Raw genomic sequence first — 25,074 nt, forward strand, 5'->3', positions numbered from 1 at the left:
TTTTTGTTTTGCCCGCTTTATGGCACGGCGGCAGGCTGTTCCAGATCGCACAGGGCGGCAAGATCGAACTCCGACACCGGCCCCAGAAGCCGCTCCGGCGGCAGGGGATCGGGCGGCTCGGCAAACAGCGCCCACGCAGCCCATGCCGTGGGCACCGCCGCCGCAAGGGCAAGCCCCGGCAGCACCAGAGCCGGGCATGTATGGAACCCGCTGCCCGGCGGCAGTGCTGCCGCCGCACAGACAGCCTGCGCGGCCCACAGCTCCCACAAAAGGGTGGTCCAGCGGTGCTTCATGCACATCACCTCCTGTTTTCCACAGTTTACCGCAGTGCGGTGGAAAAGCGGGGCGAAGTGCGGCGGACAAAGTGACGATGTTCTGGTGTATTTCTTCTTCAGTTCTGGTCATGGCTTTTCCCTGCCCAGCTGCACACCACGCCGCACACAAGGCTGGTGGTGATGCCCGCCGCAGCAGCGGTCAGCCCGCCGGTGAGGATGCCCACGGCCCCCTCCTCAGCAAGAGCGGTGCGGACCCCCTTTGCCAGTAGATGCCCAAAGCCCAGCAGGGGCACGGTGGCACCGCAGCCTGCGAACTCGGCCAGCGGGGCATACCACCCGATGGCGGAAAGGACAACGCCCGCCGCCACGTATCCGGTCAGGATGCGGGCCGGGGTCAGGCCGGTCAGGTCGATGAGCAGCTGCCCCGCCGCGCAGATGGCTCCGCCCACGCAGAACGCCCAGAAATAATTCATGTCCTGTCTCCTTTCTGCGGAGCGCGCAGCTCCACCAGATGGGCCACCGCAGGGATGCTCTCCTTCTGCAAAAAGGTCGTCTGGCTCATCAGGGCCCCGGTAGCCACGAACAGCACCCGTTTCTGACTGCCCCGGCGCAGGCGCGGCAGGATATGCCCGCACAGCACCGCTGCGCAGCAGCCCGGGCCGGAGCCGCCGCTCTTCACCCGCTGCTCGTTCGGGTCAAACAAGATGCATCCGCAGTCCACATGGTTCCGAACGAGCAGGCCCTCGGCGGCCAGCAGCTCCCGCAGCAGCTGACTGCCGGTCTGTCCAAGGTCGCCGGTATAGATGCAGTCGAACTCCTGCGGCTCGGTGTTGGTATCCTTGAAATAGTGCAGCAGGGTCGAAGCCGCTGCGGGAGCCATGGCGGCGCCCATGTTGTTGATGTCCTTTACCTGATAATCCTGCACCCGGCCAAAGGCGGCTGCTGCAATGCCCACGCCCTCACCCTGCGGCTGCAGAAGGCAGCACCCGGCAGCGGTGGCCGTCCACTGGGCCGTAGGCGTGCGCACAGCCCCATAGCTCAGGGGCGTGCGGAACTGCCGTTCTGCCGCGCAGAAGTGGCTGGACGCCATAGCCAGCAGCGCCCGAGCCGCACCGCTCTCGCACAAGACAGCCCCCAGCGCCAGCCCCTCGGCCATGGTGCTGCAGGCCCCGAACAGCCCGGCAAAGGGCACGCCCAGCTCCCGCATGGCGTAGCTGGACGCCGTGCACTGGGCCTGCAGGTCCCCTGCAAGGGCAAGCTGCACCTTTTCCTGCGGGAGCGCCGCTTTTTGCAGACAGAGCCGCGCGGCACGCAGCTGCAGGTATGTTTCCGCAGCTTCCCAGCTGGACTGGCCAAAGCGGTTGTCTGCGCTCAGTTCATCGAACTCTGCAGCCAGCGGCCCTTCGCCCTCTTTTTTGCCGCCCACTGCCGCCCCTGCAGCAATGACCGGCGGCGTCTGGAACAGCAGGGTGTCCCCGCACCGGATCGACATAGGCAAAATTTCTCCTTCGTGGAAAATAGATGGAAAAAGTTCCATAAAATGTTGTATAATAACAGCATGCTGCAATCTTACGGCACACTTGCCCGTTTTTATAAAAGGACGGGCATCCCCAGCGTGTCCAGCACCCACAGCACCGCGCCGTACACCACCGCCGCCAGCGTACCATATACGATGACCGGCCCGGCGATGGTGAACATCTTGGCCCCGGTGCCCAGCACCCGGCCCTCGGCCTTGAACTCGATGGCCGCGCTGACCACTGCGTTGGCAAAGCCCGTGATGGGCACCAGCGACCCGGCCCCCGCCTTTGCCGCCAGCTTCTGATACCACCCCAGCGTGGTAAGCACCGCCGAAAGGGCGATCAGGGTGCAGCTGGTCAGGGTACCGGCAAGGTCGGCTTCCATCCCCATGGCAAGATACCGCTGGCGCAGTATCTCGCCCAGCAGGCAGATGCCGCCGCCCACGCAAAAGGCCCACAGACAGTCTGTTCCCAGAGGTGAGTGCGGCCCCACACGCCGCACCCGGCGCGCATATTCCTGTGCTGTCATCTTCATATCCTGCTCCCTCCGGGCATAGTCTGCCCATGGAATGCCCATTCTATACACAATGGTACAACCCCGCCGGAAAGGAGGCTTTCCATGCATCCGACTCCCCATCACCGCCATTCTCTGCGCCCGGCTGCGCGCCGTTTGCTTGCTTTCACCCTTGCGGCCTGCGCGGCTGCGGGCGGAGTCTCTTTCCTGCTCAGCCGTCATGCCGCCGTTCCCAGTGCATCGGCGGCTTCTGCCAGCAGTACAGCAGCCGAAACCGCTCCTGCTTCCGGTGCGGCTTCGGCCGTGGAGGAAGAGCCCGGCCTGCTCTCCGCTCAGCAGGCGCAGGCCATGCTGGACGACCCCCGCATGGTGCTGGTGAACCATACCAACAAGATGCCGGAGGACTACACCTTTACCACCAGAGAATGCGGTTCGGCCACCGCCGTCAATAAGACCCTGCAGACCGAAGCCGCCGACGCCTTTCTTGCCATGCAGGCCGCTGCCGCCAAAGAGGGCGTGACCATCTGGATGCAGAGCGGCTACCGCAGCGTGAAGTATCAGGAAGGACTCTACAACAAAAAGACCCAGTATTATCTGGACAAGGGGCTGAGCCGGGCCGAGGCCCTGCAGAAGGCCGCTTCCATCGTGAATCCTCCGGGCTACTCCGAGCACAACTGCGGCCTTGCCGCCGACCTGAACAGCCCGGAGCACACCGGCCTTGACACGGGCTTTGAAAAGACGGCTGCCTTCCGATGGCTGAAGGCCCACGCCGTGGAGTACGGCTTCATCCTGCGGTATCCCAAGGACGCCGAAGCCGTCACCGAGATCACCTATGAGCCGTGGCACTGGCGCTATGTAGGGCCGGAGAATGCGGCTCTCATCCAGCAGAGCGGCCTGTGCCTTGAGGACGCCGTTGCCCTGCTGCAGAAGCTGGCCGCAGGGGAAAACACGGCCGGTTAAAAATCCGTAAAACCGGCGGTCTGCGCGTTGCATTTTGCACGCGGTTATGGTAAGATAACAATAGTCTGCCCTGATGCAAGACCGCTTTGGGCAGCTGCGAGAATGTTTTGAACAAAAGAAGGAATATTTTATGATAAATCGCACAAAAATTATTGCAATCACCCTCACCGGTGCGCTGACTGCAGCTGCACTGACCGGCTGCGGCGGCAGCAGCTCTTCCGCTGCGCCGTCCTCCGTTTCCACCGCTGCGGCGGAATCTTCCGCTTCCAGCGCCGCTGTGTCCTCTGTGGTGGACAATGCGGAAAACGGCACCGACACACTGGACGGCATCTACAACGCCCTGCTGGAGCAGGACCCCATTTCCAACCAGTTCGAGATCGCAGCCATGAACATCGAGTACGACTTCGGCCTGAAGGCTGAGGACGTGGTGAGCTACAAGGGCGTCAAGAGCAACGACAACGGCGACGCCGGTCTGGTGCTGGTGTTGGAAGCCGCCGACGGCAAGGCCGAGGATGTGGCAAACCAGCTGGCTGCCTACCAACAGGATCAGGTGGCCTTCTACGGCAACTACGCCGAGTTCGCGCAGGCACAGGACAACGTGGAGAACGCCGTCATCGCCTTCAAGGACAACACCGTGGTCATGGTGATCGCATCCAACGAGTGCACCGCTGATCTGGACAGCGCCGTGGACAACGCTCTGGCATAAACCCGAACCACCCGAAGCCGGTGCCATTTGCGGCATCGGCTTTTTTCGGTAGTGACCCTCTCAGTCAACGCCTTTCGGCGTTGCCAGCTCCCCCGAAAGGGGGAGCTTTGGAGACGCGGGCCTTGTTGTCTTGCAAAAAAGCTCCCCCTTCGGGGGAGCTGGACGCGAAGCGGCCTGAGAGGGTTTCTTCCGATTTAATTCAAAAGGAGGCTGACGCCTTGGTTTTCAGCACCATAATCTTCCTGTTCCGCTTTCTGCCCATCACGCTGGCGCTGTACTACCTTGCACCCCCGAAGCTCAAGAATACCGTGCTGTTTTTGTGCAGTCTGGTGTTCTACTGCTGGGGCGAGGTACGCTTCTTCCCGGTGATGGTGGCCCTGATCCTGATCAACTATATCAGCGGCCTTGCCATCGAGCATTTTGACCAGCGCCCGGCCCTGCGCAGAGCGTTCCTGCTTGCCGCCCTGATCGGCAGCCTTGGGATGCTGTTCTATTTCAAATACGCAAACTTCGTCCTGCGCAGCGTCAACGCCCTGCTGGGCACCGGCTTTGCCGAGATCCAGGGCATCGGCACCCTGCCGCTGGGCATCAGCTTCTACACCTTCCAGACCCTGTCCTACTCCATCGACGTCTACCGCCGGGATGTGAAGGCGGAGCGCAATATCATCGACTTCGGCGCCTACGTGGTCATGTTCCCGCAGCTCATCGCGGGCCCCATCGTCAAATACCGCGATGTCTCCAGCCAGCTGCACGTATACCGGCACCGCTACAGCCTGCAGCAGATCGAAGAGGGCATGACCCTGTTCACCTTCGGCCTTGCCAAAAAGGTGCTGCTGGCGGACGCCATCGGCGCTTTGTGGACTGACATCATCGGGGTAGCAGACAGTCCCTCCACCACCTTTGTGGGTCTTGCCAACGCCTCCACCCCGCTGGTGTGGCTGGGCATCATCGCCTACAGTCTGCAGCTCTATTTTGACTTTTCCGGCTACTCCATGATGGGCATTGGCATGGGCAAGATGCTGGGCTTCGATTTCCCCGCAAACTTCAACTACCCGTATATCTCCGCATCCATCACCGAGTTCTGGCGGCGCTGGCACATGACCCTGTCCGGCTGGTTCCGGGAGTATGTATATATCCCGCTGGGCGGCAACCGCAAGGGCCTGAAGCGCCAGATCCTCAACCTGTTCGTGGTGGAGCTGCTCACCGGCATCTGGCACGGCGCGAACTGGAACTTCATCTGCTGGGGCCTGTACTACTTTGTACTGCTGGCGGCAGAAAAGCTGTTTTTGCTGCCCCACCTGCAAAAGGGTAAAGTCTGGCCCCACATCTACACCCTGTTCCTCGTGGTGGTGGGCTGGGCCATGTTCGTGGGCAACGACACAGGCGTAAGCTTCGGCCTGTTGTTCCAGAAGCTGTTCATCCCCTCCGGCGGCGTATCTCCGCTGTATTTCCTGCGCAACTACGGTGTGCTGCTGGCGGTGAGCGTGGTGTGCTGCACCCCGCTCATTGAAAAGCTCTGGGATGTGCTCCGCAGGAACGTGGTCACCCGCTGTGCCGCCATCCTGACCTTGCTGGTGATCTCCACCGCCTATGTGGTGGGCAGCACCAACAGCCCGTTCCTCTACTTTAACTTTTAAGGAGGCGTGAAGATGGACAAGCATTCCAAACGATCCTCTTCGCTCCTGCACTACCCGGTGCTGGTGGTGTTCAGCCTGTTCTTTATTGGTCTGTTCGCACTGGACCTTATTACACCGGATCGTGCCTACAGCGAAATGGAGAACACCACCCTCAGCCAGCGCCCGGCGCTGACCCAGCTTTCTGCCAAGGGGCTGAACAGCTATTTTACTGCCTACACCAAATACGTGAAAGATCAGGTGTTCGGCCGCGATAACTGGATCAGCCTGCAGAGCGTGGTGGAGACCACCCTGCTGCAAAAGGAGCAGAGCGGCGGTATCCTGCTGGGCAAAGAGCACATGATGTTCCCCCGCACCTTCGGCCTGCTGGACAGCGAGAACCGCACCCTGCCCAAGAACACCGCCGCCGTGGAAGCGCTGTGTCAGCGGTACCCGGGCAAGGTGGATGTTCTGCTGGCACCGGCGGCATCGGTGATCTATCCGGAGAAAGTGCCTGCAAATGCGCCGCTGCTGGACGAGGATGCCTACCTCGACCAGCTCTCTTCCGCCGTGCAGGCGGCAGGCGGCCGCTTTGTGGACGTGCGGCAGACCCTTGCCGAGCACAAGGACGAATATATCTACTACCGCACCGACCACCATTGGACGAGCCTTGGTGCATACTACGCCTACCAGCAGCTGTGCGGTGCGCTGAGCCTGACCCCCTTCGACCCCGCCGCGCACACCGCTCTGACGGCCGAAAACTTCTACGGCACCCACTACTCCAAGGCCCGCACATGGAACGCAGTGCCGGATACCATCACCTACTACGACCTGCCGAACACCCTGACCATCTGGAATGTGACGGCGGCAGGCCAGCCGACGGACGGCCAGACCACCGGCCTGTACGACACTGACAAGCTGAATGTGTACGACAAATATGCCATGTTCCTTCACGGCAACAACGGCCTGAGCCGCATCGAGGGTAATGGCACCGGACGCATTCTGGTCATCAAGGACAGCTACGCCAACTGCTTTGCGCCCTACCTGACCGCAAACTACGCCGAGATCGACGTGGTGGACTTCCGCAACTACAACTATGGGCTGGATCAGCTGATCGCCGACAACGGCTACGACCAGATCCTGGTGCTGTACAGCTTTGACAGCTTCAAGAGCGACCCGTACCTCTACCGTGCCGGAGTAGCGGGGTAAGCCCCGCCTTCTCCCGCACAGGAACGCACCCCTCTGCCGACCGCCCAGCGCGGTTTGCGGAGGGGTGTATTTTATTGCAGTGCTTTTCCACAAATTTTTCCAGTTCTTTTCGGAAGTCTCTCCAGTTTTTGCGCAGACTGCCCATTCACCTCTTGAAAAAATGCAACGGGTGTTGTACAATGGCGATATAGAGCAGTTGCTCTTCACCGATGGTTCAATCTGGTGTGAACAGTGCATAGAATGTGCTGATACGATCTTTGATTCAAAGGAGTGTTATTATGGAAAACAAGATCATGATGCCTGCTTCCTACAACGTTCTTTCCTGCGAAGAAATGACCTACACCGAAGGCGGTGCTACCTTTACGGAAGCTCTGCTGAACTGGATCCCGCCCATTGGCTGGTACATGGGTGTTACCGCCATGCGCCGCTACCGCAAGAGCCACCCCAACGACTGGCTGGATACCGGTCTGGATGCTCTGAGCCGCGATATGGATTCCAGTACGCAGAACATGCTGCGTGATCTGGGACGCATCGTCTGGGTCACTGCAACCAGTGCTACCGGCGTCGGCCTGCTGGTCAATGCTGCCATCGTCCTGCTCTGACCCTGCTCATAAGATCCGTCCGGAGAGACCAAAGACCCCTTTACCCGCGGCCTTTTCCGCCAGAGAGGGCCGCGGGCTTTTCATCAAGCAGAACTAAGAAGCCGACTGCAAGGGCAATGTGACCAACACCTTCTACCATGCCGGCATGATCTTCTGGAATGCTGCATCGACTATCAGCAGCTTTGGCTTTTCTGCTGTTATGTCTCTGGGCATCATCTACTTCTAACTTTCAGGAGTACCCCAAAGGGCTTTTTGCGGCGGCTCTTCATGAGAAGAGCCGCCGTTTTTATTTCCATACAAAAACAAAGGAGTTTGCTTTATGACGAACACCATTACGTATCCCGCTGCATACCATGTTTTATCCTGTGATGAGATGACCTACACCGAGGGCGGCGTAGGCGTCGTGCAGGCCGTCATGGCCTGGTTCCCGCTGTACGGCTGGTATAAGGCTGTTTCCACCATCCACGATTACCGCAAGGCAAACATCAACTCCAACTGGGTGGAGAACGGCATGAACGCTCTGGTCGTCCACGCTGAAAAGAGCTCTCTGAACACCATCCACGATGCAGGATGCAGCTTCTGGTTTGCTGCATCCTGTGTGAGCATCATCGGTCTGGTTCCCAATGCACTGATCGTCTTTGGCTCCTGAGCGTCCCCTGTATCTCCCTGAACAAGCAAAAAGCGGCGGCACCTCCCGGTTGGGAGGTGCCGCCGCCTGTTGTTTATGATCCTTCCTGCTCCGGCAGTTCTGTTTTGTCAAACAGTACCCGCAGGTAATCCCTGCGGCCATAGAGAACACGGTCGATAAAAATATTCTCACGCGTAATACGGTAAAACACCATATAGCTTCCGCAAACAAGAAATCTCTCATCACTATTGGCTCCAGAGATTGATGCTAAAGCTGCTCCCATCAACGGATTATCGTTTAGAAGCCGGATCTTTTTTGTGATGCGTTTTATCGCCTCCATTGCTGCCTTGGGATTCTCCAAATCAACAGCAATATACGATTTTATTTCCAAAAGATCTTTTTGGGCCGCTCTTGATAATTGTAGCTTATTCATTTGTGATTCCAAGTGATTTCTCCACTTCCTCCACGCTCAGCCAGCCCTCCTCTTCGCCGGAGCGGCGGCCCTTGGCGATCTCGCTCATCAGGCGGATGGTCGCCTGCGCCTTTTCGTAATCACGCAGCTCCACAATGGCATATTTTCCGCGGCCATTTTTGGTGAGGAACACCGGCGAGCCTTCTTCTACATCGCGCAGCACCTCATTGTAGTTTCTCAGGTCAGAGATCGGTTTGATATTGGGCATGGTATCCACTCCTTTCAGCCTTAGTATACCGCAGTATGCTGTAAAATTCAACGTAAAATTTGCAGCGAATCGCGGTTGCAGCAAAAAAAAGGCGGCACCTTCGGTTGGGAGGTGCCGCCGTTTTTGCGTTATGCCATGCTTTTTATGTTCAGCTGTTGAACATGTCCTTCAGCTTTTTGAAGAAGCCCTTGCGCTTTTCGTAGTTTTCTTCTTTCAGGGTGCCCTCAAATTTCTTTAGGGCCTCCCGCTGGGTCTTGTTCAGCTTCTTGGGGATCTCCACCTCGCACTTGACGTACATATCGCCCCGGCCGCGGCCGTTCAGATACTGGATGCCCTTGCCGCGCAGGCGGAAGGTGGTGCCGCTCTGGGTGCCCTCGGGCACGGTGTACTCCACCTTGCCGTCAATGGAAGGCACCTGCACGGTGTCACCCAGCACGGCCTGACTGAAGGTGATGGGCACGGTGACCCACACATCATAGCCGTCGCGCTGGAACACCTCGCTGGGGCGCACCGTGACCATGACGATCACATCACCGGCAGGACCGCCGTTGGCACCGGCATCGCCCATGCCGCGCAGTGCAAAGCTCTGATCGTCGTCGATGCCCATGGGGATGGACACCTCCAGCGTCTTTCTGGTAGCCACCTTGCCCGCGCCATGGCAGACCTTGCAGGGGTTCTTGACCAGCTTGCCCTTGCCGCCGCAGCGGGAGCAGGGCTGCTGGGTCTGCATGACGCCAAAGGGGGTGCGCTGCTGGCGGATCACGAAGCCGCGGCCGCCGCAGTCCGGGCAGGTCTCAGGGCTGGAACCGGCAGCACAGCCGCTGCCGTGGCACTCGGTGCACTCCTGCTGGCGGGTGATGGTGATGTTCTTCTTGCAACCGTGCACGGCCTCGTCAAAGCTCAGGGTGATGCGTACCCGGATATCCTGACCCTTGCGCGGTGCGTTGGGGTTTGCCTGACGGGACGAACCACCGAAGCCGCCGAAGCCGCCGCCAAAGATATCGCCGAAGATGTCGCCCAGATCCACACCGTCGCCGCCAAAGCCGCTGAAACCGCCCGCACCGGGGCCGCCGCCGTTCTGTGCTGCATAGGCAGGGTCAACACCTGCAAAGCCGTACTGGTCGTACAGCTGGCGCTTTTTCGGGTCCGAAAGCACCTCGTTTGCTTCGTTTACTTCCTTGAACTTTTCCTCGGCGTTCTTATCGCCGGGGTTATAGTCCGGGTGGTATTTCATTGCAAGCTTGCGGTATGCCTTTTTGATCTCGGCATCGGTCGCAGTCTTGGATACCCCCAGCACTTCGTAGTAATCACGCTTTTCCTGTGCCATATCCACTCACCTCTCCGGGAACGTTTGATCCGGGAAACGCCCCGGTTGGTTCCTCGCTCTATAACCAGCAAGAGCCGCTCCGGCAAAACCGGAGCGGCTTTTGCTATTCTACGCATGTGTCCGCCGGTTTGGCCGGGCACACACTGCTGTGTTTTTTATCAGACTTCCTTGAAGTCGGCATCCACAACGCCGTCATCACCCGGCTTCTGCTGGTTGTTTGCGCCTGCATCGGGGCCGGGCTGTGCACCGGCGGCCTGCTGTGCGGCAGCAGCTGCCTGATACATCTTCTCGAACACCTGGCTCAGGGCTTCCTGCTTTGCCTTGATGTCGTCCACATTGCCGGACTGAACAGCGGTCTTCAGGTCGGCCAGCTTGCTCTCAGCCTCAGTCTTGACGTCGGCGGGCAGCTTGTCGCCGTTCTCCTTCAGCATCTTCTCGGTCTGGAACACCATCTGGTCGGCACCGTTGCGGATATCGACCTCTTCACGCTTCTTCTTATCGTCGGCAGCAAACTGCTCAGCTTCCTTCACAGCCTTGTCGATGTCCTCCTTGGACATGTTGGTGGAAGCGGTGATGGTGATGTTCTGCTCCTTGCCGGTGCCCAGATCCTTTGCGCTGACCTTCACGATGCCGTTTGCATCGATATCGAAGGTAACTTCGATCTGAGGCACACCACGGGGAGCCGGAGCAATGCCGTCCAGATGGAAGACGCCCAGACTCTTGTTGTCGCGTGCGAACTCACGCTCGCCCTGCAGCACGTTGACCTCAACAGAGGGCTGGTTGTCGGCAGCGGTGGAGAACACCTGGCTCTTGTGGGTGGGGATAGTGGTGTTGCGGTCGATGATCTTGGTGCACACGCCGCCCAGAGTTTCAATGCCCAGGCTCAGCGGGGTGACATCCAGCAGCAGCAGGCCCTTGACGTCGCCCTGCAGCACGCCGCCCTGAATGGCAGCACCCACAGCCACGCACTCATCGGGGTTGATGCCCTTGAAGGGCTCGCAGTTCAGTTCCTTCTTGACTGCATCGTAGACAGCGGGGATACGGGTGGAACCGCCGACCATCAGGACCTTCTTCAGGTCAGAGGGACGCAGGCCTGCATCCTGCAGAGCCTTGCGGACGGGGCCCATGGTGCGGTCCACCAGATCAGCGGTCAGCTCATTGAACTTTGCGCGGGTCAGGGTCATATCCAGATGCTTCGGGCCGGTAGCGTCGGCAGTGATGAAGGGCAGGTTGATCTGGCTGCTCATTGCGCTGGACAGCTCGATCTTTGCCTTCTCGGCAGCTTCCTTCAGACGCTGAGCAGCCATCTTGTCCTTGCGCAGGTCGATGCCGTTCTCGGTCTGGAAGGCATCTGCCATCCAGTTGATGATGCGCTCATCGAAGTCATCGCCGCCCAGATGGGTATCACCGTTAGTGGCCAGAACTTCGGTGACGCCGTCGCCCATCTCGATGATGGACACATCGAAGGTGCCGCCGCCCAGGTCGTAGACCATGATCTTCTGGTCCTCTTCCTTATCGATGCCGTATGCCAGAGAAGCGGCAGTAGGCTCGTTGATGATACGCTTGACGTTCAGGCCTGCAATGGTGCCTGCGTCCTTGGTGGCCTGACGCTGGCTGTCGTTGAAGTAGGCAGGAACGGTGATGACGGCCTCGGTAACAGACTCGCCCAGATAAGCCTCGGCGTCAGCCTTCAGCTTCTGCAGGATCATAGCGCTGACCTGCTGGGGAGTGTACTCCTTGCCGTTCAGGGTCACCTTGTGATCGGTGCCCATGAAACGCTTGATGGAAGCAACGGTGTTCTCGGGGTTGGTGATGGCCTGACGCTTTGCGACCTGACCCACCAGACGATCGCCGGTCTTGGTAAAGCCGACCACAGACGGGGTGGTGCGTGCACCCTCAGAGTTTGCGATAACAACGGGCTCGCCGCCCTCCATGACAGCCACGCAGCTGTTGGTAGTACCAAGGTCGATACCAATGATCTTACTCATAATGAAAACTCCTCTCGAAAGAACAAATCGTATTGTTTATGTGATGCTCAAATGTTTGTAAGCGGATATTATATTCAAAACCCCTGCGGGTTTCTGCATTGTTACTCGGCCACCACAACGGTCGCATGGCGGACGATCTTATCGCCCAGTCTGTAGCCCTTCTGGTAGACCGTGATGACGGTGCCGCTCTCCTGTCCGTCCGGGGCGGGGATCTGCTGCACCGCGTTCATGAAGTTGGGGTCAAAGGGCTTGCCCAGCGCTTCGATCTCCTCCACATGGAGGACGTCCAGCGCCTTGGCGGCTTTGTCCAGCGTCATGGTCACACCCTTTTTGTAGTTCTCGTCGGTGGTGGGGGCGTTGGCTGCCATCTCCAGCGTGTCCAGAATGGGGATGATCTGGTTCACCGCAAAGGAAATGCCATCGTTGAACTTCTGGTCGGCTTCGCGGGTGGAGCGCTTGCGGTAGTTCTCGTACTCGGCAGCCATGCGCAGCAGCTGGTCTTTGGCCTGTGCAGCGTTGGCTTCGGCCGCGTCCAGCTTTGCCTTTATGGCTTCCAGCTCACGGGCCTTCTTATTGAACCAGCCGCCATCCTTCTTCTTATCATCCTTCGGGTCGGCAGCTTCAGCAGCAGGTTCCTGTTCGGGTGCTGCCTGCTGGGCCTTCTCCTCGGGAGCCGTTTCGGGCTGCTCCGCTTCCTGAGCCGGAGCCGTCTTTTTTGCTTCTTCGCTCATTCCAGATCCTCCTTATAGATCACAGTCCGCCGGGGTACGGCAGCCTGTGGGGTGTCTTTTCGTTTGCCGCTCATGCCCTCGCCCAGCTGGTCTGCAAAGTAATGCAGCAGCGGCATCAGTTTCTGGAAGGGCATCCGGGTGGGGCCGATCAATGCAATGGAGCCCCACAGGCCTCCGCCCACCAGATACCGGTCGCTCACGATGCACAGGCCCGGGATCTGCGGTTCCAGATCCTCGCCCAGCAGCACGCTCTCGCTGCGTTCTGCCGGAGGTGCGATCAGGGCCGCTGCCTGTTCTTCGTCGTTCAGCAGGGTAAGGATGTCACCCACCTTGCCGTCCAGCTGAGGCCAGTCCAGCAGATACTGCTCACCGCCCAGAAATACGTGGGGCTTGACGGAGTCCTGCAGGATGGCCGCCGCCGCGCTGATGACAGGCACCAGCTCCGGGTCGATCTGGCTGCACAGCTCTGCCAGCAGCCGGGGCGAAAGATCCACCGGCGCCACAAAGGTGAGGTTTCGGTTCAGCAATGCGGCAAGAGCCGCCGCATTCTCGCGGGAGAGGCCGGTGCGTACCCGCGCCACACGGGTGCGGACGTAACCGGCAGTTGTCACGGCCAGCACAGCGGCTGCGCTGCGGCCCACCTGAACGACTTCGTAATGGGCAATGCACAGATCCTCTGCACACGGGGTGCTGATGGCGGCAGTGCAGCCGCTGATGGCGGCCAGCGCCCGGGCTGCACCCTGCGCCAGCTTTTCCGGCTCGTGGTCGAGACTTGCGAACACCGCATCCACACGGGCGCGGCTCACGCGGTCCAGCGGCTGATCGTCGGTCAGCAGATTATCAAGGTAGTAGCGGTAGCCCTTGGCACTGGGCACACGGCCCGCGCTGGTGTGGGGCTGCTCCAGCAGGCCCAGCTTTGTCAGCGCCGCCATTTCATTGCGGAGCGTTGCGCTGGAAACTGCCATGTCAAAGTAGTTTGCCAGCACGCTGCTGCCAACGGGCTCGCCTTCGAGACCATACAGCGCCACGATCGCCTGCAAGACTCGCTGCTTGCGTGCATCCATCGTCATAGCGCCTGCCTCCTTTTTGCGTTCGCTTTGTTTGTTTAGCACTCCTTGTTCCTGAGTGCTAAGACCATTATAGCCAATTTTCCGGTGCTGTCAAGCCCCTTGGAAAAATGTTATCAAAGATTCATAATTCTGTCATAAAAAGGGGGTGTGGCCCTGGCAGTACGTCAGGCTTTCCGGTTTTGCCAAAGCGTCTGAGGGGTCAAGCCCGCTTCCCGCTGCGCCGCGCTTTCGCGGAAAGCAGCGCGGCAAATACCGTTTGCCGCCACGACCCCCACCCGTGAAAACGCAATGCCGGGCGGTCCGCAGACCGCCCGGCATTGCTCTATTATAAATAATTTTTCCGCTGAATATGCGCAATATGCGCAAAGCAGCGCGGCGCGCATTCAAAATCGTCCTGCCTTACTCCTCCATCTGTCTGGCCAGAAACGCTGCCGCCACATTCACCGCCTTGAGCTGGGCGGCGTCCGGCACAGCGGTGCGGTCTTCGGTCAGCAGACCCACCACGCCGATCACATCGCCCGACGCAATGATGGGTGCGGCGCACAGCACCACCCGGGGCGAGCCCTCGCAGGGCAGGATGCATTTTTCCGCAATGCCCTCGCACTGGTACAGCCTGCGGCCATCCATCAGCTTTTCCAGCGGCTGGCTGATGCTGCGGTCGGCCAGCTCCCGCCGGCCGCTCCCGCTCACCGTGAGGATGCGGTCCCGGTCTGCCACAAAGGTGGTAAGCGCAAAGCTTTTGCTCAGCACCTCGGTGTACTGGGCTGCCACTGCGTTCATTTCGCCAATGGGGGAATACTTTTTAAAGATCACCTCGCCGTCGCCTGTCGTGAAGATCTCCAGCGGGTCGCCGCGGCGGATGCGCTGGGTGCGGCGGATCTCTTTGGGGATCACCACCCGTCCCAGCTCGTCGATGCGGCGCACGATACCTGTTGCTTTCATTGTTGGCTCCTCCGTTTCCTTGAAAATGCCTGCACCTCTAGTATCTGTCAGCCCGGGCAATTTATACCTACGGAAAGCTGCCCCTTCGTTGCGTTTCCGGCAGGGTTCTGCTACAATGATACCAAAAGCCGTTTTCATAAGCACAGCACCCTGCTTATGAGGACAGCTTCTGAAATTCTGCTGAGAAAGGCAGGTGTCAGGATGCCGAACATCCTCATTCTTGGCGGCGGTGCCGCCGGGCTGGCCGCCGGGCTGGCCGCCGCACAAAGTGCACCCCGCGCGCAGGTGCTCGTGCTGGAACGCAACCCAAGGCCGGGCAAAAAGCTGCTGGCCACCGGCAACGGCCGCTGCAATCTGGACAACACCGGCATCGCGCCGGAGCGGTATTTCACGGCCGACCCGGCGGCGCTGCTCCCGCTGCTGGACGCTGTGAATGCAGCCGACCCGCTGGGCTGGTTCCGCGCTCTGGGGCTCTATACCCGCACCGACGAAGCGGGGCGCATCTATCCCTATTCCAATCAGGCAGCGGACGTGCTGGCCCTGCTGGAGCACCACCTTGCGCAGCACCATGTGCAGCTGCGCACCGGCTGCACCGTGCGCACCCTGAGCCAGAGCCGCAGCGGCTACGCTGTGCAGTTCGAGACGGCAGAGGGCAGCACCGAGACCCTGCGCGCGGATGCCGTCATCTGCGCCATGGGCGGTGCCGCCGGGCCGCAGTTCGGCACCGACGGCTTCGGCACCCGGTTCGCCGCCCAGTGCGGCGGCAGAACGGAGCCGCTGTATCCCTGTCTGACCGCTCTGCAGTGCGCAAAGCCCAACAAGACTCTGGCCGGCATCCGCGCCAAGGCCGCGGCCTCCCTGTTGGACGGAAGCCGTGTGCTGGCCACAGAGACCGGCGAGGTGCAGTTCACCGACTATGGCCTTTCCGGCATCTGTATCATGCAGCTGTCCGGCCTGCTGGCACCGGGCCGCAGTCCAAAGGCTCCTGCGGTGGAGCTGGATCTTTTTCCGGCGCTGGACGAAGCAGAGCTGACCGCCCTGTTCCGTTCCCATGCCGCCCAGACGGCAGGGGACAGCCCTGCCGGGTTCTGGCTGGGCCTGCTGAACCGGAAGCTGGGCTGCGCTGTGTGGTCTGCCGCCGGGCTAAGGGACGGCAACGCTCCCGCCGTTCTCACTGCCGGACAGTGGCAGAAACTGGCCCACACCGCCAAGCACTGGCGCTTTGAGGGCCTGACGCCCTGCGGCTGGAAGCAGGCGCAGGTGACCGGCGGCGGGCTCTCGCTGCGGGAAGTGGATGCGCATTTTCAGTTTCAGGGCTGCCCGGGCCTGTATTTTGTGGGCGAAACGCTGGACTGCGCCGGCAGCTGTGGCGGCTTCAATCTGCACTGGGCCTTCGGCAGTGGGATCGCAGCCGGGCGGGACGCCGCCCGCCGCATTCAGCGGCAGCGGAAAAAATAGCCGTCCGGGAGATGAGCGGCACCGCCGTATATTGCTGCCGTTCCATTCACCACCAAGTAACAAAACAATTCACTATGTGCTGGTACATCCTGATTATCAGGGGAAGGGCATTGCCGGAGAGATGCTGGAACGTATCAAAGAAAAATATAAGAACTACCTATAATATTGAGGGAATGCCAGAGGACGAAAAGAATGTCCCGTTCTATGAAAAGCACGGCTTTCAGCGGATGGAGCATGGTTCGGCCATCCAAATTTGCAACTATTCTGATAAACGCTAAAAATCAAAAGGAGACTCAGTTATGAAAATCGCAATCCCTTATGAAAACGGTCAGGTGTTCCAGCACTTCGGACACTCTGCACAGTTCAAGATCTATAACATCGAAAACGGTCAGCTTCCGACCGGCGAGGTCGTTTCTACCAATGGGCAGGGCCATGGTGCATTGGTGGGCTTCCTTGTTCAGAACGGTGTAAATGTCGTTCTCTGCGGCGGTATTGGTGCCGGTGCGCAGAACGCTCTTGCACAGGCCGGGATTCAGCTGTTTGGCGGCATTTCTGGCGCAGCTGACAGCGTTGTTTCGGATTACCTTGCAGGAAATCTTGTTTTTGATCCAAATGCCCACTGCGACCATCATGACCATGAAGATGGTCATAGCTGCGGCTCACACTCCTGTCACGAGGACAAGGGTGGTTGTACCGGAAATTGTCACTAACACTTTTTGATTTCCGTTTTACTCCCCCGAGAAAACCGCCTGCATCGTTTGTGATGTGGGCGGTTTTTGTTTGAAATACACGGCTCATTTTCTCGCAGAAATTAACATTCGATTTCAAATCAAGTAATATTTCAATCAGAAGCGTGATCCTGTTTCTGTGCAGAGAAAACAGTGATTTCGGAGGGCTGCTATCCACGATCTCAGGAGCAACGGCAAACTCCATATCAGCGACCCACATATGCTCAAGACAGCTTTTTCTTGTGCCGGTAAAAGAAAATCTGCCGGACAGCATCCATGACTTGGTGGCGATTTGAGTGACCGCAAGGGTAAATTTGATACACGGAAAGAAGAATGCCCACTCGTCTGAGGAGTTCTCAGGGGAGTGGGCATTTCTGCACAAGCGGTTAATATAATTTCGATTATGATAATTCAAATTATATTAAGACGTTCCATGGGCTATAACAGCTTCACCGCTTGGTTTTCAAAAACCACCTGTTGATAGCGGTGTTACTTCTTCACAAATTGGTATACGCCATATTCTGGTGACGTCACCAATCCATGCTTGATAAGATTCTTGATAATAGAGGATGCACGAGATTTCTGAACGCCATATAGCTGTGCAACGTTTATGCTGCGGAACTGATATTGATACCGATATCTCTTGAAAAGTTCAAGCGTATTATACCGGTTTTTATCAGTACATTCCACTACTTTATGCGGTCACATGGGTGGCATTCTCTTTCACCGAATTGATCGTATCCATCAGCTCACTGCCTGTTTTGCCATCAAACAGGCGGGTAAACAGAATGGGCTGGTCAAAGGGTGGTTTCATCAGAACCGCTTTGCTTTCCACATAACCGTTCTGCTCGATGTAATGAATGACCTTCTGAACAAACGCGATCTGCTTTGCATTCAGCGATTCGTCGTTGATGAACTTGGAAAATGCCTGCATGGCAGCATCGTGGTCCAGCTTTGCCACTTTACGCACCAGCAGACCAAAGGGTGTATCCCGAAACTCCCGTGCATAGTCCTCTTTGCTGCCCAGCTCACAGGTAAAGATATGTTCCAGCTCGGTATAGTCGCCCCGGGAAAGCGGAATGTTCTGGGTCAGCTTGTGGATGGCCAGCGTATCGCTGCGGTGCTCCATGATGTAGCGGTTCACACGTTCCCGGTACTCGCCGAAATCATAGCCGGAATCCAGCGCTTTGCCCTCGGTCTGTTCCAGTACCGGGTCGGCAAGGGCCGTGTAGACAGGCTTTTGCCCCTCGCCGCCCTCCACCAGAAACTTGATGAGTTCCCGCAGCTCCTGCCGCATTTCCTCAAAGCGGAGCAGATCATGCGAGGTCAAAATTTCGTCTGTCTGCACCTCCCGGATGAGGGATAGCTTTGTCTGCACCTGTGGGATGGTAGCCTTCCCTTCCAGCATTGCCGCTGTATTGCGCAGCTGTTTCTGGGCGCGGCCCAGCCCCGGCAGACCTTCCAGCTCACAGAGCAGCAAGCCATACACAAAGTTATCGAACCGCTTGGCGGCCTCGTCCTTATCGTCCAGCGAGATGAGCGGTGCCACCTCTTTCATCAGAGTACCCTTGTCCGTTTCGGTCAGGCTGACAAAGGCTTCCGGCTTTTGATAGTGTTCCACGGCCTGTCGGTGCAGCCGCACGGATACCAGCTCCGGGTTCAACGCTCCTACTTCGGCACGGCAGGTTTCTGTTAAAATTTTACGCCAGTTCTGGTATTTTTCGTCCGCATAGGCTCCATCCTGCAGCGCGGCGGCAATGCGCACCCTTTTTTTTTTTTTTTTTTTTTTTTTTTTTTTTTTTTTTTTTTTTTTTTTTTTTTTTTTTTTTTTTTTTTTTTTTTTTTTTTTTTTTTTTTTTTTTTTAAAAAAAAAAAAAAAAAAAAAAAAAAAAAAAAAAAAAAAAAAAAAAAAAAAAAAAAAAAAAAAAAAAAAAAAAAAAAAAAAAAAAAAAAAAAAAAAAAAAAAAAAAAAAAATATATATATATATATATATATATATATATATATATATATATATATATATATATATATATATATATATATATATATATATATATATATATATATATATATATATATATATATATATATATATATATATATATATATATATATATATATATATATATATTTTTTTTTTTTTTTTTTTTTTTTTTTTTTTTTTTTTTTTTTTTTTTTTTTTTTTTTTTTTTTTTTTTTTTTTTTTTTTTTTTTTTTTTTTTTTTTTTTTTTTTTTTTTTTTTTTTTTTTTTTTTTTTTTTTTTTTTTTTTTTTAAAAAAAAAAAAAAAAAAAAAAAAAAAAAAAAAAAAAAAAAAAAAAAAAAAAAAAAAAAAAAAAAAAAAAAAAAAAAAAAAAAAAAAAAAAAAAAAAAAAAAAAAAAAAAAAAAAAAAAAAAAAAATATATATAAAAAAAAAAAAAAAAATATATATATATATATATATATATTTTTTTTTTTTTTTTTTTTTTTTTTTTTTTTTTTTTTTTTTTTTTTTTTTTTTTTTTTTTTTTTTTTTTTTTTTTTTTTTTTTTTTTTTTTTTTTTTTTTTTTTTTTTTTTTTTTTTTTTTTTTTTTTTTTTTTTTTTTTTTTTTTTTTTTTTTTTTTTTTTTTTTTTTTTTTTTTTTTTTTTTTTTTTTTTTTTTTTTTTTTTTTTTTTTTTTTTTTTTTTTAAAAAAAAAAAAAAAAAAAAAAAAAAAAAAAAAAAAAAAAAAAAAAAAAAAAAAAAAAAAAAAAAAAAAAAAAAAAAAAAAAAAAAAAAAAAAAAAAAAAAAAAAAAAAAAAAAAAAAAAAAAAAAAAAAAATATATATTTTTTTTTTTTTTTTTTTTTTTTTTTTTTTTTTTTTTTTTTTTTTTTTTTTTTTTTTTTTTTTTTTTTTTTTTTTTTTTTTTTTTTTTTTTTTTTTTTTTTTTTTTTTTTTTTTTTTTTTTTTTTTTTTTTTTTTTTTTTTTTTTTCATGGCATTGGCGTGTGCATGGCGTTTTTTGGTATGGTCGTGTTTTGTCTCATTCAATTGTAGCGACTTTTTCTCGGTGCGGCGGTTCATCAGCTTCTGCAAGTCGTCCTTGCAGAACACCCCGCTCACGGCACGCTGCGGGCCGCTCTGCTCATCCCAGAAATAGGTGGTGTAGCCGTTGGTGGTAAACAGCATCGGACGGCGGCCAAACTTCTGCTCCAGACAGTCTGCATAAAGCTGAGCCTGCTTGCGCCCGATGTTGGGGTCTTTGGTGCTGCGCTTGGCTTCAATGGCCGCCAGCGGCAAGCCGTCCTTGCCCATCAGCAGATAGTCCGCATAGCCCTTCTGCCCCAGCACGCCGTTCATGTTGTCCACTTCGTACTCGGTGCGCACATCGGCGTCCGGCCCGGTGAATTTCCAGCCCATGGCCTTGAGGTCGATGTCGATGATCTTCTGCCGCGTCTCGGCTTCGGTCAGGTCGGCGGCGGTGAAACTGCGGCTCTGCTGGTTCTGCTGTTTGCTGGCTGTGTACGCCGCCGAAAGGCTCTCCACCTGCTTGCGCAAGGCTTCCAGCTCGGCATCTTTCTGGGTCAGTAAACTTTCCTGTTCCCGGATCTTCTTTTCGTCCAGCGCTACCTTTTCGCCGGGGATGGCTGTTTCATCAAAGGAGCGCTCCACATAGTCCGTGCCGTAGCAGTAATCCACCCACTGGATGAAGTCGAACAGTCCCCGCAGACTGAACACTGCATCCGCTGCCGACACACTATGCCCTGTATGTACCGCCAGATTGCCCGCCTTCACGATGCTGGGCAGCACGCTCCACACATTGCGGTCCACCGCGAACCGGAAACTCGGCTCATGCAGCAGGGATTGCAGGTTGTCCTTGTAGGGCATCGTGATGGTTTTGTCTGCCGCATACACCCACTTCACCGCCAACTCCAACGCCTTCCGACACCCCACCGCGCACATCGCCGGAGAGGTGGAGAACACTTTCTCGGCCTCAATGGCAGAATTAGCAAAGAGGGAATATTCAGGTTTGGTGGCAAGATAGGAGAAGTTGGACATGGGAAGGCTCCTTTCAACTTATCTCACGAAAAATCGTATGATATAGTTTCTGTAAAATTAATAGAATCTGCATCATTTGCAATTAGCATTCTAACCGTTTCAAACAAAAGTGACATTGCCATAAATGATGTTCCAGAAAATCGTTCATAATCATCTAATGTTTCAACTGTTAAATCACAATTACTTATTGCAAGCTCTCCATGAACGAATTTTGATCGAAGCGAATACATTTTCTTTATTTCATCTTTTGAAATCATTGGAAAAATTTTATTTATTCTTTTTTGCAGTGTGTAAGAAATTCCAGATTTTCCGGGAGAATAAATGCTTTCCAATCCAATGATAGAATAAATCAGTCCCTCATGATATTGACGGTTAAATACATATGTGAGTGCCGAAAATGCACTTGGGGATTTATCACGATTTCCACATAAACTTGTGTGATTTTTAATCCACATCAATGCTTTCTTATAGCTTACATCAACCTTTTTTATTGTTTTGTATTCTTTTAGAGTTCCAATTGGAATTATTTCTTTGACATAATTTTCGCTTGAATAATAAATTTCATTGATATACACTTCTGTATTCCACACATGCATATGAGGTTGTGTAAAAACAAAAGCCATTACAAGTGCCAGATTTAATTTTGCAATGTATTCTTCATAAAAACTATCAAAATAATCCCACTCACACTCTGAAGCATCGCAGTTCGGAAAGATGATTTTATTAGTATCAAGATCAACATTAGAAGATATTATCATATCAAACGTCATTGCCGCTTTATAACTACTATGCATTTCCAGCAAATTTTTATACTCGTTTTTTAATTTATCATCCGTTGGATTTTGTTTTACTTCTGCTTCTTTTAGTTCTATGTTTTTCTCATAATGTGGAATGATAATCGCTTTCGATGTTATATCAACCATTTCATGGTATATATTCCATCGAAATGACAAGTCATCCACACATTTCTCTATAGCATTTTTAAACCCTTCCGTATCCCCATCACCTTGAATAATGTGCATTGTTATGGCTATTCGCGTCATATAATCCTCACTTGCTCTCATATTCATATGATTGACACTTAATAAACTCCCTCCGTCACGGCTGCGCCGTGCCACCTCTCTCAAAGAGGGAGGCTTTTGCCTTGCGGCCGCGTTAAGGCTCCCTCTTTGAGGGGGCTGTCGCCGTCAGGCGACTGGGGGAGTTTTACCCAAAATACTCCTGCATCAGCGCTTTTTTCATCAATTCCAGCTTCTCAAGGCTCTGCTGCACGGTCTGTTTCTGCTGGTCTACACGTTCCACAAAGGCGGCGAATTCGTTTTGCAGGGAAAGAGGGGGTAAAGCAACTTGCAATTGTTTGAGTTTAATCCCCGGTAAATGCGCGATAGTAGCTTTTGCTCCAGCAATTTCTGCAAATCCGCCATGATTGCAATTATACTTGAACCACCACGCAAGATAGTCTGGCTGAACAAGCTGACGATTACAACGTACTCGATGTAATGCTTTCTGGAAAAAACATGGCTGTATCTCATTGTGCCACACAGCACAACGACCAATTTCACCTCCTTCACACACCAAAAGATCTCCGTCCCTTAATTCAAACTCTTTTTGCTCAGCTTCATTAAAATCCATTTGATTCAGATTGTCCACATTAAAATTAAACCACTGTACATTGAAATTTGCCAAATAGGGATAACTGTATTTTCCTGTTTGCTGTTTTGCATCCAGCATTTTTCCTAGCCGAGAGGACGCAATATCTGAAAAATTATGAATCGGCCACGATTTATCATTGCGAATTATATTTCCAAACATCTCCACAAACCGTGCCTTTACCAGTTCGTCCAGTTTGGCAAGCTGCTGCTTACGGAGAGAAATCAACTGCTCTAGCTTTTTAAATTTTTCTGCAATCTTCTTTTGTTGCTCAATGGTTGGCACGGGAATCTCTGCATTCATTAAGTCTTTTGTACCTAGTCTCGGCATTTTTGCGCCAGCGGTTTTTGACACCGCCCAAGTAACAAAACTATCTGACCGAAGAAAAACTGCTAAATAATCCCTATTTAACACGCGGGCATCAGGACGAAGCGGAAGCAGTTCGGATGTGGAAAAACCATCTTTTGGGGGGAGAACAACCTTGTTCAAATTAGGACGGAGCTTTGAATACAAAACATTTTCTGTATCGAATTGAATAATTGAACCGTTTAAATCATCCTCACCCACATACTTATACTCTATCACTCGTCCCGTTTGCTGCTCCACCATATCAAGATTTAGAAGCCATGCACCTTGACGTTCGATGTTTTTGGTACTCGGCGAAACTTTGCAAACCTCTCCCAACTTCGCCATCACACCATCTCCTCCCATTCCCGCATATCACTCCGATTTTTCATCCTCTTTTTCCGTTGCCACGCTTTCGATCATTCCGGCAACCGTCTGCCCCAGCAGCATGGTACTTGCATTCTCGGCAGTGACCACCGGGCGGCCGGTTTTGGATTCGATCTCTTTCCGGGCATTTCCGGCCACTGCGCCGCCCTGTTTGGCAACGACACGGTTTTCTTCCAGCCCCTGCGGATTCTGGGCATTCGTCAGCTCCGTTGTGGTAGCTTCTGCCAGCATATTCAAGGCAAGTTCCAGCGTGCTCATGTTATCACGCAGATTTTCCTTTTTCAGCCCTTTGAAATTTTTATACTGCCGTGTGCTCATGCCCGACCACGCCTTCGTCACTTCGTCCGTCAGAATGGCATACTCCTGCCCCTCTTTCACGCCGTGCACCTTCCATGCATCGGTCAGCTCTTTTCGGGCGCGGATGGTTTGCAGCCGCTGGTTGATCCATTCCGGGGAATAGCCTTTTTGGGCGTAGGTATCGAGTGCGCGCTCGATGGTCAATTCCGGGTCAATGATCTCCTCAATGCGTTCCCGGCCGACCATCGCCAGCCACATCTTGAACGGTTCTGCCTTTTTTGAGGGCACCGACTGGATGATGCGCAGGAGCTGTTCCGTGTTGGCAACATCGGTCAAACGGCGTTTTCCGTCTGCCGCTTTCATTTTCAACTGGTGACAATTTGTCACCAGTTCACTGCCCTCAGCTTTCAAGCGCTGCTTCAACTTATTCCAATATTTTCGCCCGGTGTTGTAATCTCCGCTTTCTGTTAAAACCGTCACAACATCAACAATGGAGAAGTACCATTCTTCCTGCGTTTCATCCCATGCGGTACGAATCGGACGGTCCTCAAACATTTGCAGTTTATCATTTTCTGTCATCGCATTTTCCTCCGTCATACCATTTCTTCCAGTTCTGCCAGACCCTTGGTGATCTCCATTTCCAGCTCATGCAGGTCGGCCAGAATTTCCGTGGTCGAGGGGTACTCCACCGGCACATACTCGGTCTCTTTGTACTTATTGATGGACAGATCATACCCGTTGGCGGCAATTTCCGCTTTGGGCACAAAGAAGCTCTGCTCGGTGCGCTTGCGGTCAGTTTCGGCGTTGAGGTTATGGAACCGGGCGATGATGTCCGGGATGTCGTTTTCCTTCACCTCGGTGCGCTTGTCGTCCAGCGAGAGGCCGTCGGCTTTCATATCGTAGAACCACACCCTGTCGGTGCCGCCCGCGCCGGTCTTGGTGAACACCAGCACCGCCGTAGACACGCCTGCGTAGGGCTTGAACACGCCGGACGGCATGGAAATGACCGCCCGCAGCTGGTGGTTTTCAATCAGTTCTTTTCGGATGCTCTGGTGCGCCTTGCTGGAACCGAACAAAACGCCGTCCGGCACGATGCAGGCGCAGCGTCCGCCGGTTTTGAGCATCCGCAGGAAGAGCGCAAGGAACAGAAGCTCCGTCTTTTTGGTGTTAGTGACGGCTTTCAGGTCGTCGTTGATGCTCTCGGCATCCACAGTGCCCTTGAATGGCGGGTTCGCAAGGCAAACGGTGTACTTGCTGCAAATGGAGTTTTGCTTCGACACGCTGTCCTTGTAGTCGATCTCCGGGTTCGTGATGGAGTGGAGCATCAGATTCATGGCCGAAATGCGCAGCATGGTGCGGTCTGTGTCAAAGCCGGTGAACATCGGGCCGGCAAAATGCTGCCACTGCTCCGGGGTCATGCTGTCCT

The 25,074-nt window shown here is 53.7% G+C and carries 25 protein-coding genes and 1 pseudogene (1 of these 26 only partly in view); 9 read left to right on the top strand and 17 right to left on the bottom strand.

The features are described 5' to 3' along the window. Positions 1 to 17: 17 nt before the first annotated feature. From ACNSPV_RS05010 to ACNSPV_RS05025, 4 genes are all read right to left on the bottom strand, one after another. Entirely contained in the window at positions 18 to 293 is a 276-nt protein-coding gene (locus ACNSPV_RS05010) for a peptidoglycan synthetase (protein ID WP_249237839.1), read from the bottom strand. 98 nt (positions 294 to 391) lie between these two features. After that, positions 392 to 748, bottom strand: coding sequence for a SpoVA/SpoVAEb family sporulation membrane protein (locus tag ACNSPV_RS05015; protein WP_339394600.1), 357 nt, complete (start codon positions 746 to 748; stop codon positions 392 to 394). Further along, positions 745 to 1,767, bottom strand: a complete 1,023-nt coding sequence (locus ACNSPV_RS05020; protein WP_348584363.1) for a stage V sporulation protein AD — start codon at positions 1,765 to 1,767, stop codon at positions 745 to 747. The genes ACNSPV_RS05015 and ACNSPV_RS05020 overlap by 4 nt, the downstream gene beginning before the upstream one ends. A 98-nt stretch (positions 1,768 to 1,865) precedes the next feature. Next, the gene (locus ACNSPV_RS05025; RefSeq protein ID WP_249237836.1) at positions 1,866 to 2,327 is read right to left on the bottom strand and encodes a SpoVA/SpoVAEb family sporulation membrane protein; all 462 of its coding nucleotides are present in this window, start codon (positions 2,325 to 2,327) and stop codon (positions 1,866 to 1,868) included. A gap of 84 nt (positions 2,328 to 2,411) precedes the next feature. Between ACNSPV_RS05025 and ACNSPV_RS05030 the strand changes: the two genes are divergently transcribed. The 6 genes from ACNSPV_RS05030 to ACNSPV_RS05055 all read left to right on the top strand — a co-directional run bounded on the left by ACNSPV_RS05030 (position 2,412) and on the right by ACNSPV_RS05055 (position 8,045). Next, positions 2,412 to 3,266 (top strand): M15 family metallopeptidase, encoded by an 855-nt coding sequence (locus ACNSPV_RS05030; RefSeq protein WP_348584362.1) that lies wholly within the window; start codon positions 2,412 to 2,414, stop codon positions 3,264 to 3,266. Between the two features lie 130 nt (positions 3,267 to 3,396). Then, positions 3,397 to 3,972 (top strand): DUF4358 domain-containing protein, encoded by a 576-nt coding sequence (locus ACNSPV_RS05035; protein WP_348584361.1) that lies wholly within the window; start codon positions 3,397 to 3,399, stop codon positions 3,970 to 3,972. 218 nt (positions 3,973 to 4,190) lie between these two features. After that, positions 4,191 to 5,609: an MBOAT family O-acyltransferase gene (locus ACNSPV_RS05040; RefSeq protein ID WP_348584359.1), complete on the top strand. Its 1,419-nt coding sequence runs from the start codon at positions 4,191 to 4,193 to the stop codon at positions 5,607 to 5,609. A 12-nt stretch (positions 5,610 to 5,621) separates the two neighbouring features. Next, positions 5,622 to 6,794, top strand: a complete 1,173-nt coding sequence (locus ACNSPV_RS05045) for a DHHW family protein (protein ID WP_348584358.1) — start codon at positions 5,622 to 5,624, stop codon at positions 6,792 to 6,794. A 278-nt stretch (positions 6,795 to 7,072) separates the two neighbouring features. After that, complete coding sequence (locus ACNSPV_RS05050; protein WP_339394594.1) at positions 7,073 to 7,396, top strand: hypothetical protein; 324 nt, start codon at positions 7,073 to 7,075, stop codon at positions 7,394 to 7,396. Between the two features lie 319 nt (positions 7,397 to 7,715). Further along, complete coding sequence (locus tag ACNSPV_RS05055; RefSeq protein WP_339394593.1) at positions 7,716 to 8,045, top strand: hypothetical protein; 330 nt, start codon at positions 7,716 to 7,718, stop codon at positions 8,043 to 8,045. A 73-nt stretch (positions 8,046 to 8,118) separates the two neighbouring features. On the opposite strand, the gene ACNSPV_RS05060 is transcribed toward ACNSPV_RS05055, so the two are convergent. The 7 genes from ACNSPV_RS05060 to ACNSPV_RS05090 all read right to left on the bottom strand — a co-directional run bounded on the left by ACNSPV_RS05060 (position 8,119) and on the right by ACNSPV_RS05090 (position 14,762). Then, positions 8,119 to 8,469 carry a type II toxin-antitoxin system RelE/ParE family toxin gene (locus ACNSPV_RS05060; RefSeq protein WP_348584357.1) on the bottom strand — a complete coding sequence of 117 codons (351 nt, stop codon included), beginning with the start codon at positions 8,467 to 8,469 and terminating at the stop codon, positions 8,119 to 8,121. Then, entirely contained in the window at positions 8,450 to 8,704 is a 255-nt protein-coding gene (locus tag ACNSPV_RS05065) for a type II toxin-antitoxin system prevent-host-death family antitoxin (RefSeq protein ID WP_249237828.1), read from the bottom strand. Before ACNSPV_RS05065 ends, ACNSPV_RS05060 begins: the two co-directional genes overlap by 20 nt. A 148-nt stretch (positions 8,705 to 8,852) precedes the next feature. After that, positions 8,853 to 10,031, bottom strand: a complete 1,179-nt coding sequence (dnaJ, locus tag ACNSPV_RS05070; RefSeq protein ID WP_348584356.1) for a molecular chaperone DnaJ — start codon at positions 10,029 to 10,031, stop codon at positions 8,853 to 8,855. A gap of 158 nt (positions 10,032 to 10,189) precedes the next feature. Further along, the gene (gene dnaK / locus ACNSPV_RS05075) at positions 10,190 to 12,019 is read right to left on the bottom strand and encodes a molecular chaperone DnaK (protein ID WP_348584355.1); all 1,830 of its coding nucleotides are present in this window, start codon (positions 12,017 to 12,019) and stop codon (positions 10,190 to 10,192) included. 101 nt (positions 12,020 to 12,120) lie between these two features. Further along, positions 12,121 to 12,750, bottom strand: coding sequence for a nucleotide exchange factor GrpE (locus ACNSPV_RS05080; RefSeq protein WP_348584354.1), 630 nt, complete (start codon positions 12,748 to 12,750; stop codon positions 12,121 to 12,123). Beyond that, positions 12,747 to 13,820, bottom strand: a complete 1,074-nt coding sequence (hrcA, locus tag ACNSPV_RS05085; protein WP_348584353.1) for a heat-inducible transcriptional repressor HrcA — start codon at positions 13,818 to 13,820, stop codon at positions 12,747 to 12,749. The genes ACNSPV_RS05080 and hrcA overlap by 4 nt, the downstream gene beginning before the upstream one ends. 399 nt (positions 13,821 to 14,219) lie before the next feature. Next, the gene (locus ACNSPV_RS05090; protein WP_348584352.1) at positions 14,220 to 14,762 is read right to left on the bottom strand and encodes a stage V sporulation T C-terminal domain-containing protein; all 543 of its coding nucleotides are present in this window, start codon (positions 14,760 to 14,762) and stop codon (positions 14,220 to 14,222) included. 201 nt (positions 14,763 to 14,963) lie between these two features. Here ACNSPV_RS05090 and ACNSPV_RS05095 point away from each other — a divergent pair, with 201 nt between their 5' ends. From ACNSPV_RS05095 to ACNSPV_RS05105, 3 genes are all read left to right on the top strand, one after another. Then, on the top strand, positions 14,964 to 16,220 hold the full coding sequence (locus tag ACNSPV_RS05095; protein WP_348584351.1) for an aminoacetone oxidase family FAD-binding enzyme: 1,257 nt from the start codon (positions 14,964 to 14,966) through the stop codon (positions 16,218 to 16,220). Between the two features lie 76 nt (positions 16,221 to 16,296). Then, on the top strand, positions 16,297 to 16,383 hold the full coding sequence (locus ACNSPV_RS05100; RefSeq protein ID WP_418268295.1) for a GNAT family N-acetyltransferase: 87 nt from the start codon (positions 16,297 to 16,299) through the stop codon (positions 16,381 to 16,383). Positions 16,384 to 16,519: 136 nt separating this feature from the next. Then, positions 16,520 to 16,930 carry a NifB/NifX family molybdenum-iron cluster-binding protein gene (locus ACNSPV_RS05105; RefSeq protein ID WP_348584350.1) on the top strand — a complete coding sequence of 137 codons (411 nt, stop codon included), beginning with the start codon at positions 16,520 to 16,522 and terminating at the stop codon, positions 16,928 to 16,930. Between the two features lie 712 nt (positions 16,931 to 17,642). Here ACNSPV_RS05105 and ACNSPV_RS05110 read toward each other — a convergent pair. The 6 genes and pseudogenes from ACNSPV_RS05110 to ACNSPV_RS05135 all read right to left on the bottom strand — a co-directional run. After that, positions 17,643 to 18,713: a type I restriction-modification enzyme R subunit C-terminal domain-containing protein gene (locus ACNSPV_RS05110; RefSeq protein ID WP_418268296.1), complete on the bottom strand. Its 1,071-nt coding sequence runs from the start codon at positions 18,711 to 18,713 to the stop codon at positions 17,643 to 17,645. A gap of 1,338 nt (positions 18,714 to 20,051) precedes the next feature. After that, a pseudogene (locus ACNSPV_RS05115) lies at positions 20,052 to 20,969 on the bottom strand (DUF4145 domain-containing protein); the annotation flags it as partial. A 23-nt stretch (positions 20,970 to 20,992) separates the two neighbouring features. After that, the gene (locus ACNSPV_RS05120; protein ID WP_348584347.1) at positions 20,993 to 22,096 is read right to left on the bottom strand and encodes a hypothetical protein; all 1,104 of its coding nucleotides are present in this window, start codon (positions 22,094 to 22,096) and stop codon (positions 20,993 to 20,995) included. Between the two features lie 79 nt (positions 22,097 to 22,175). Then, positions 22,176 to 23,312 (bottom strand): restriction endonuclease subunit S, encoded by a 1,137-nt coding sequence (locus ACNSPV_RS05125; RefSeq protein WP_348584346.1) that lies wholly within the window; start codon positions 23,310 to 23,312, stop codon positions 22,176 to 22,178. A 27-nt stretch (positions 23,313 to 23,339) separates the two neighbouring features. Continuing rightward, complete coding sequence (locus ACNSPV_RS05130; RefSeq protein WP_418268254.1) at positions 23,340 to 24,227, bottom strand: Bro-N domain-containing protein; 888 nt, start codon at positions 24,225 to 24,227, stop codon at positions 23,340 to 23,342. A gap of 14 nt (positions 24,228 to 24,241) precedes the next feature. Then, positions 24,242 to 25,074, bottom strand: the 3' portion of a protein-coding gene (locus tag ACNSPV_RS05135) for a class I SAM-dependent DNA methyltransferase (RefSeq protein WP_348584344.1). Its footprint extends 700 nt past the window's final position; 833 of the gene's 1,533 nt are visible here — the last part of the coding sequence; its start codon lies beyond the right edge, outside the window; it ends in the stop codon at positions 24,242 to 24,244.

This window comes from Faecalibacterium sp. 3 (assembly GCF_048323735.1).
GTDB lineage: Bacteria > Bacillota > Clostridia > Oscillospirales > Ruminococcaceae > Faecalibacterium > Faecalibacterium wellingii.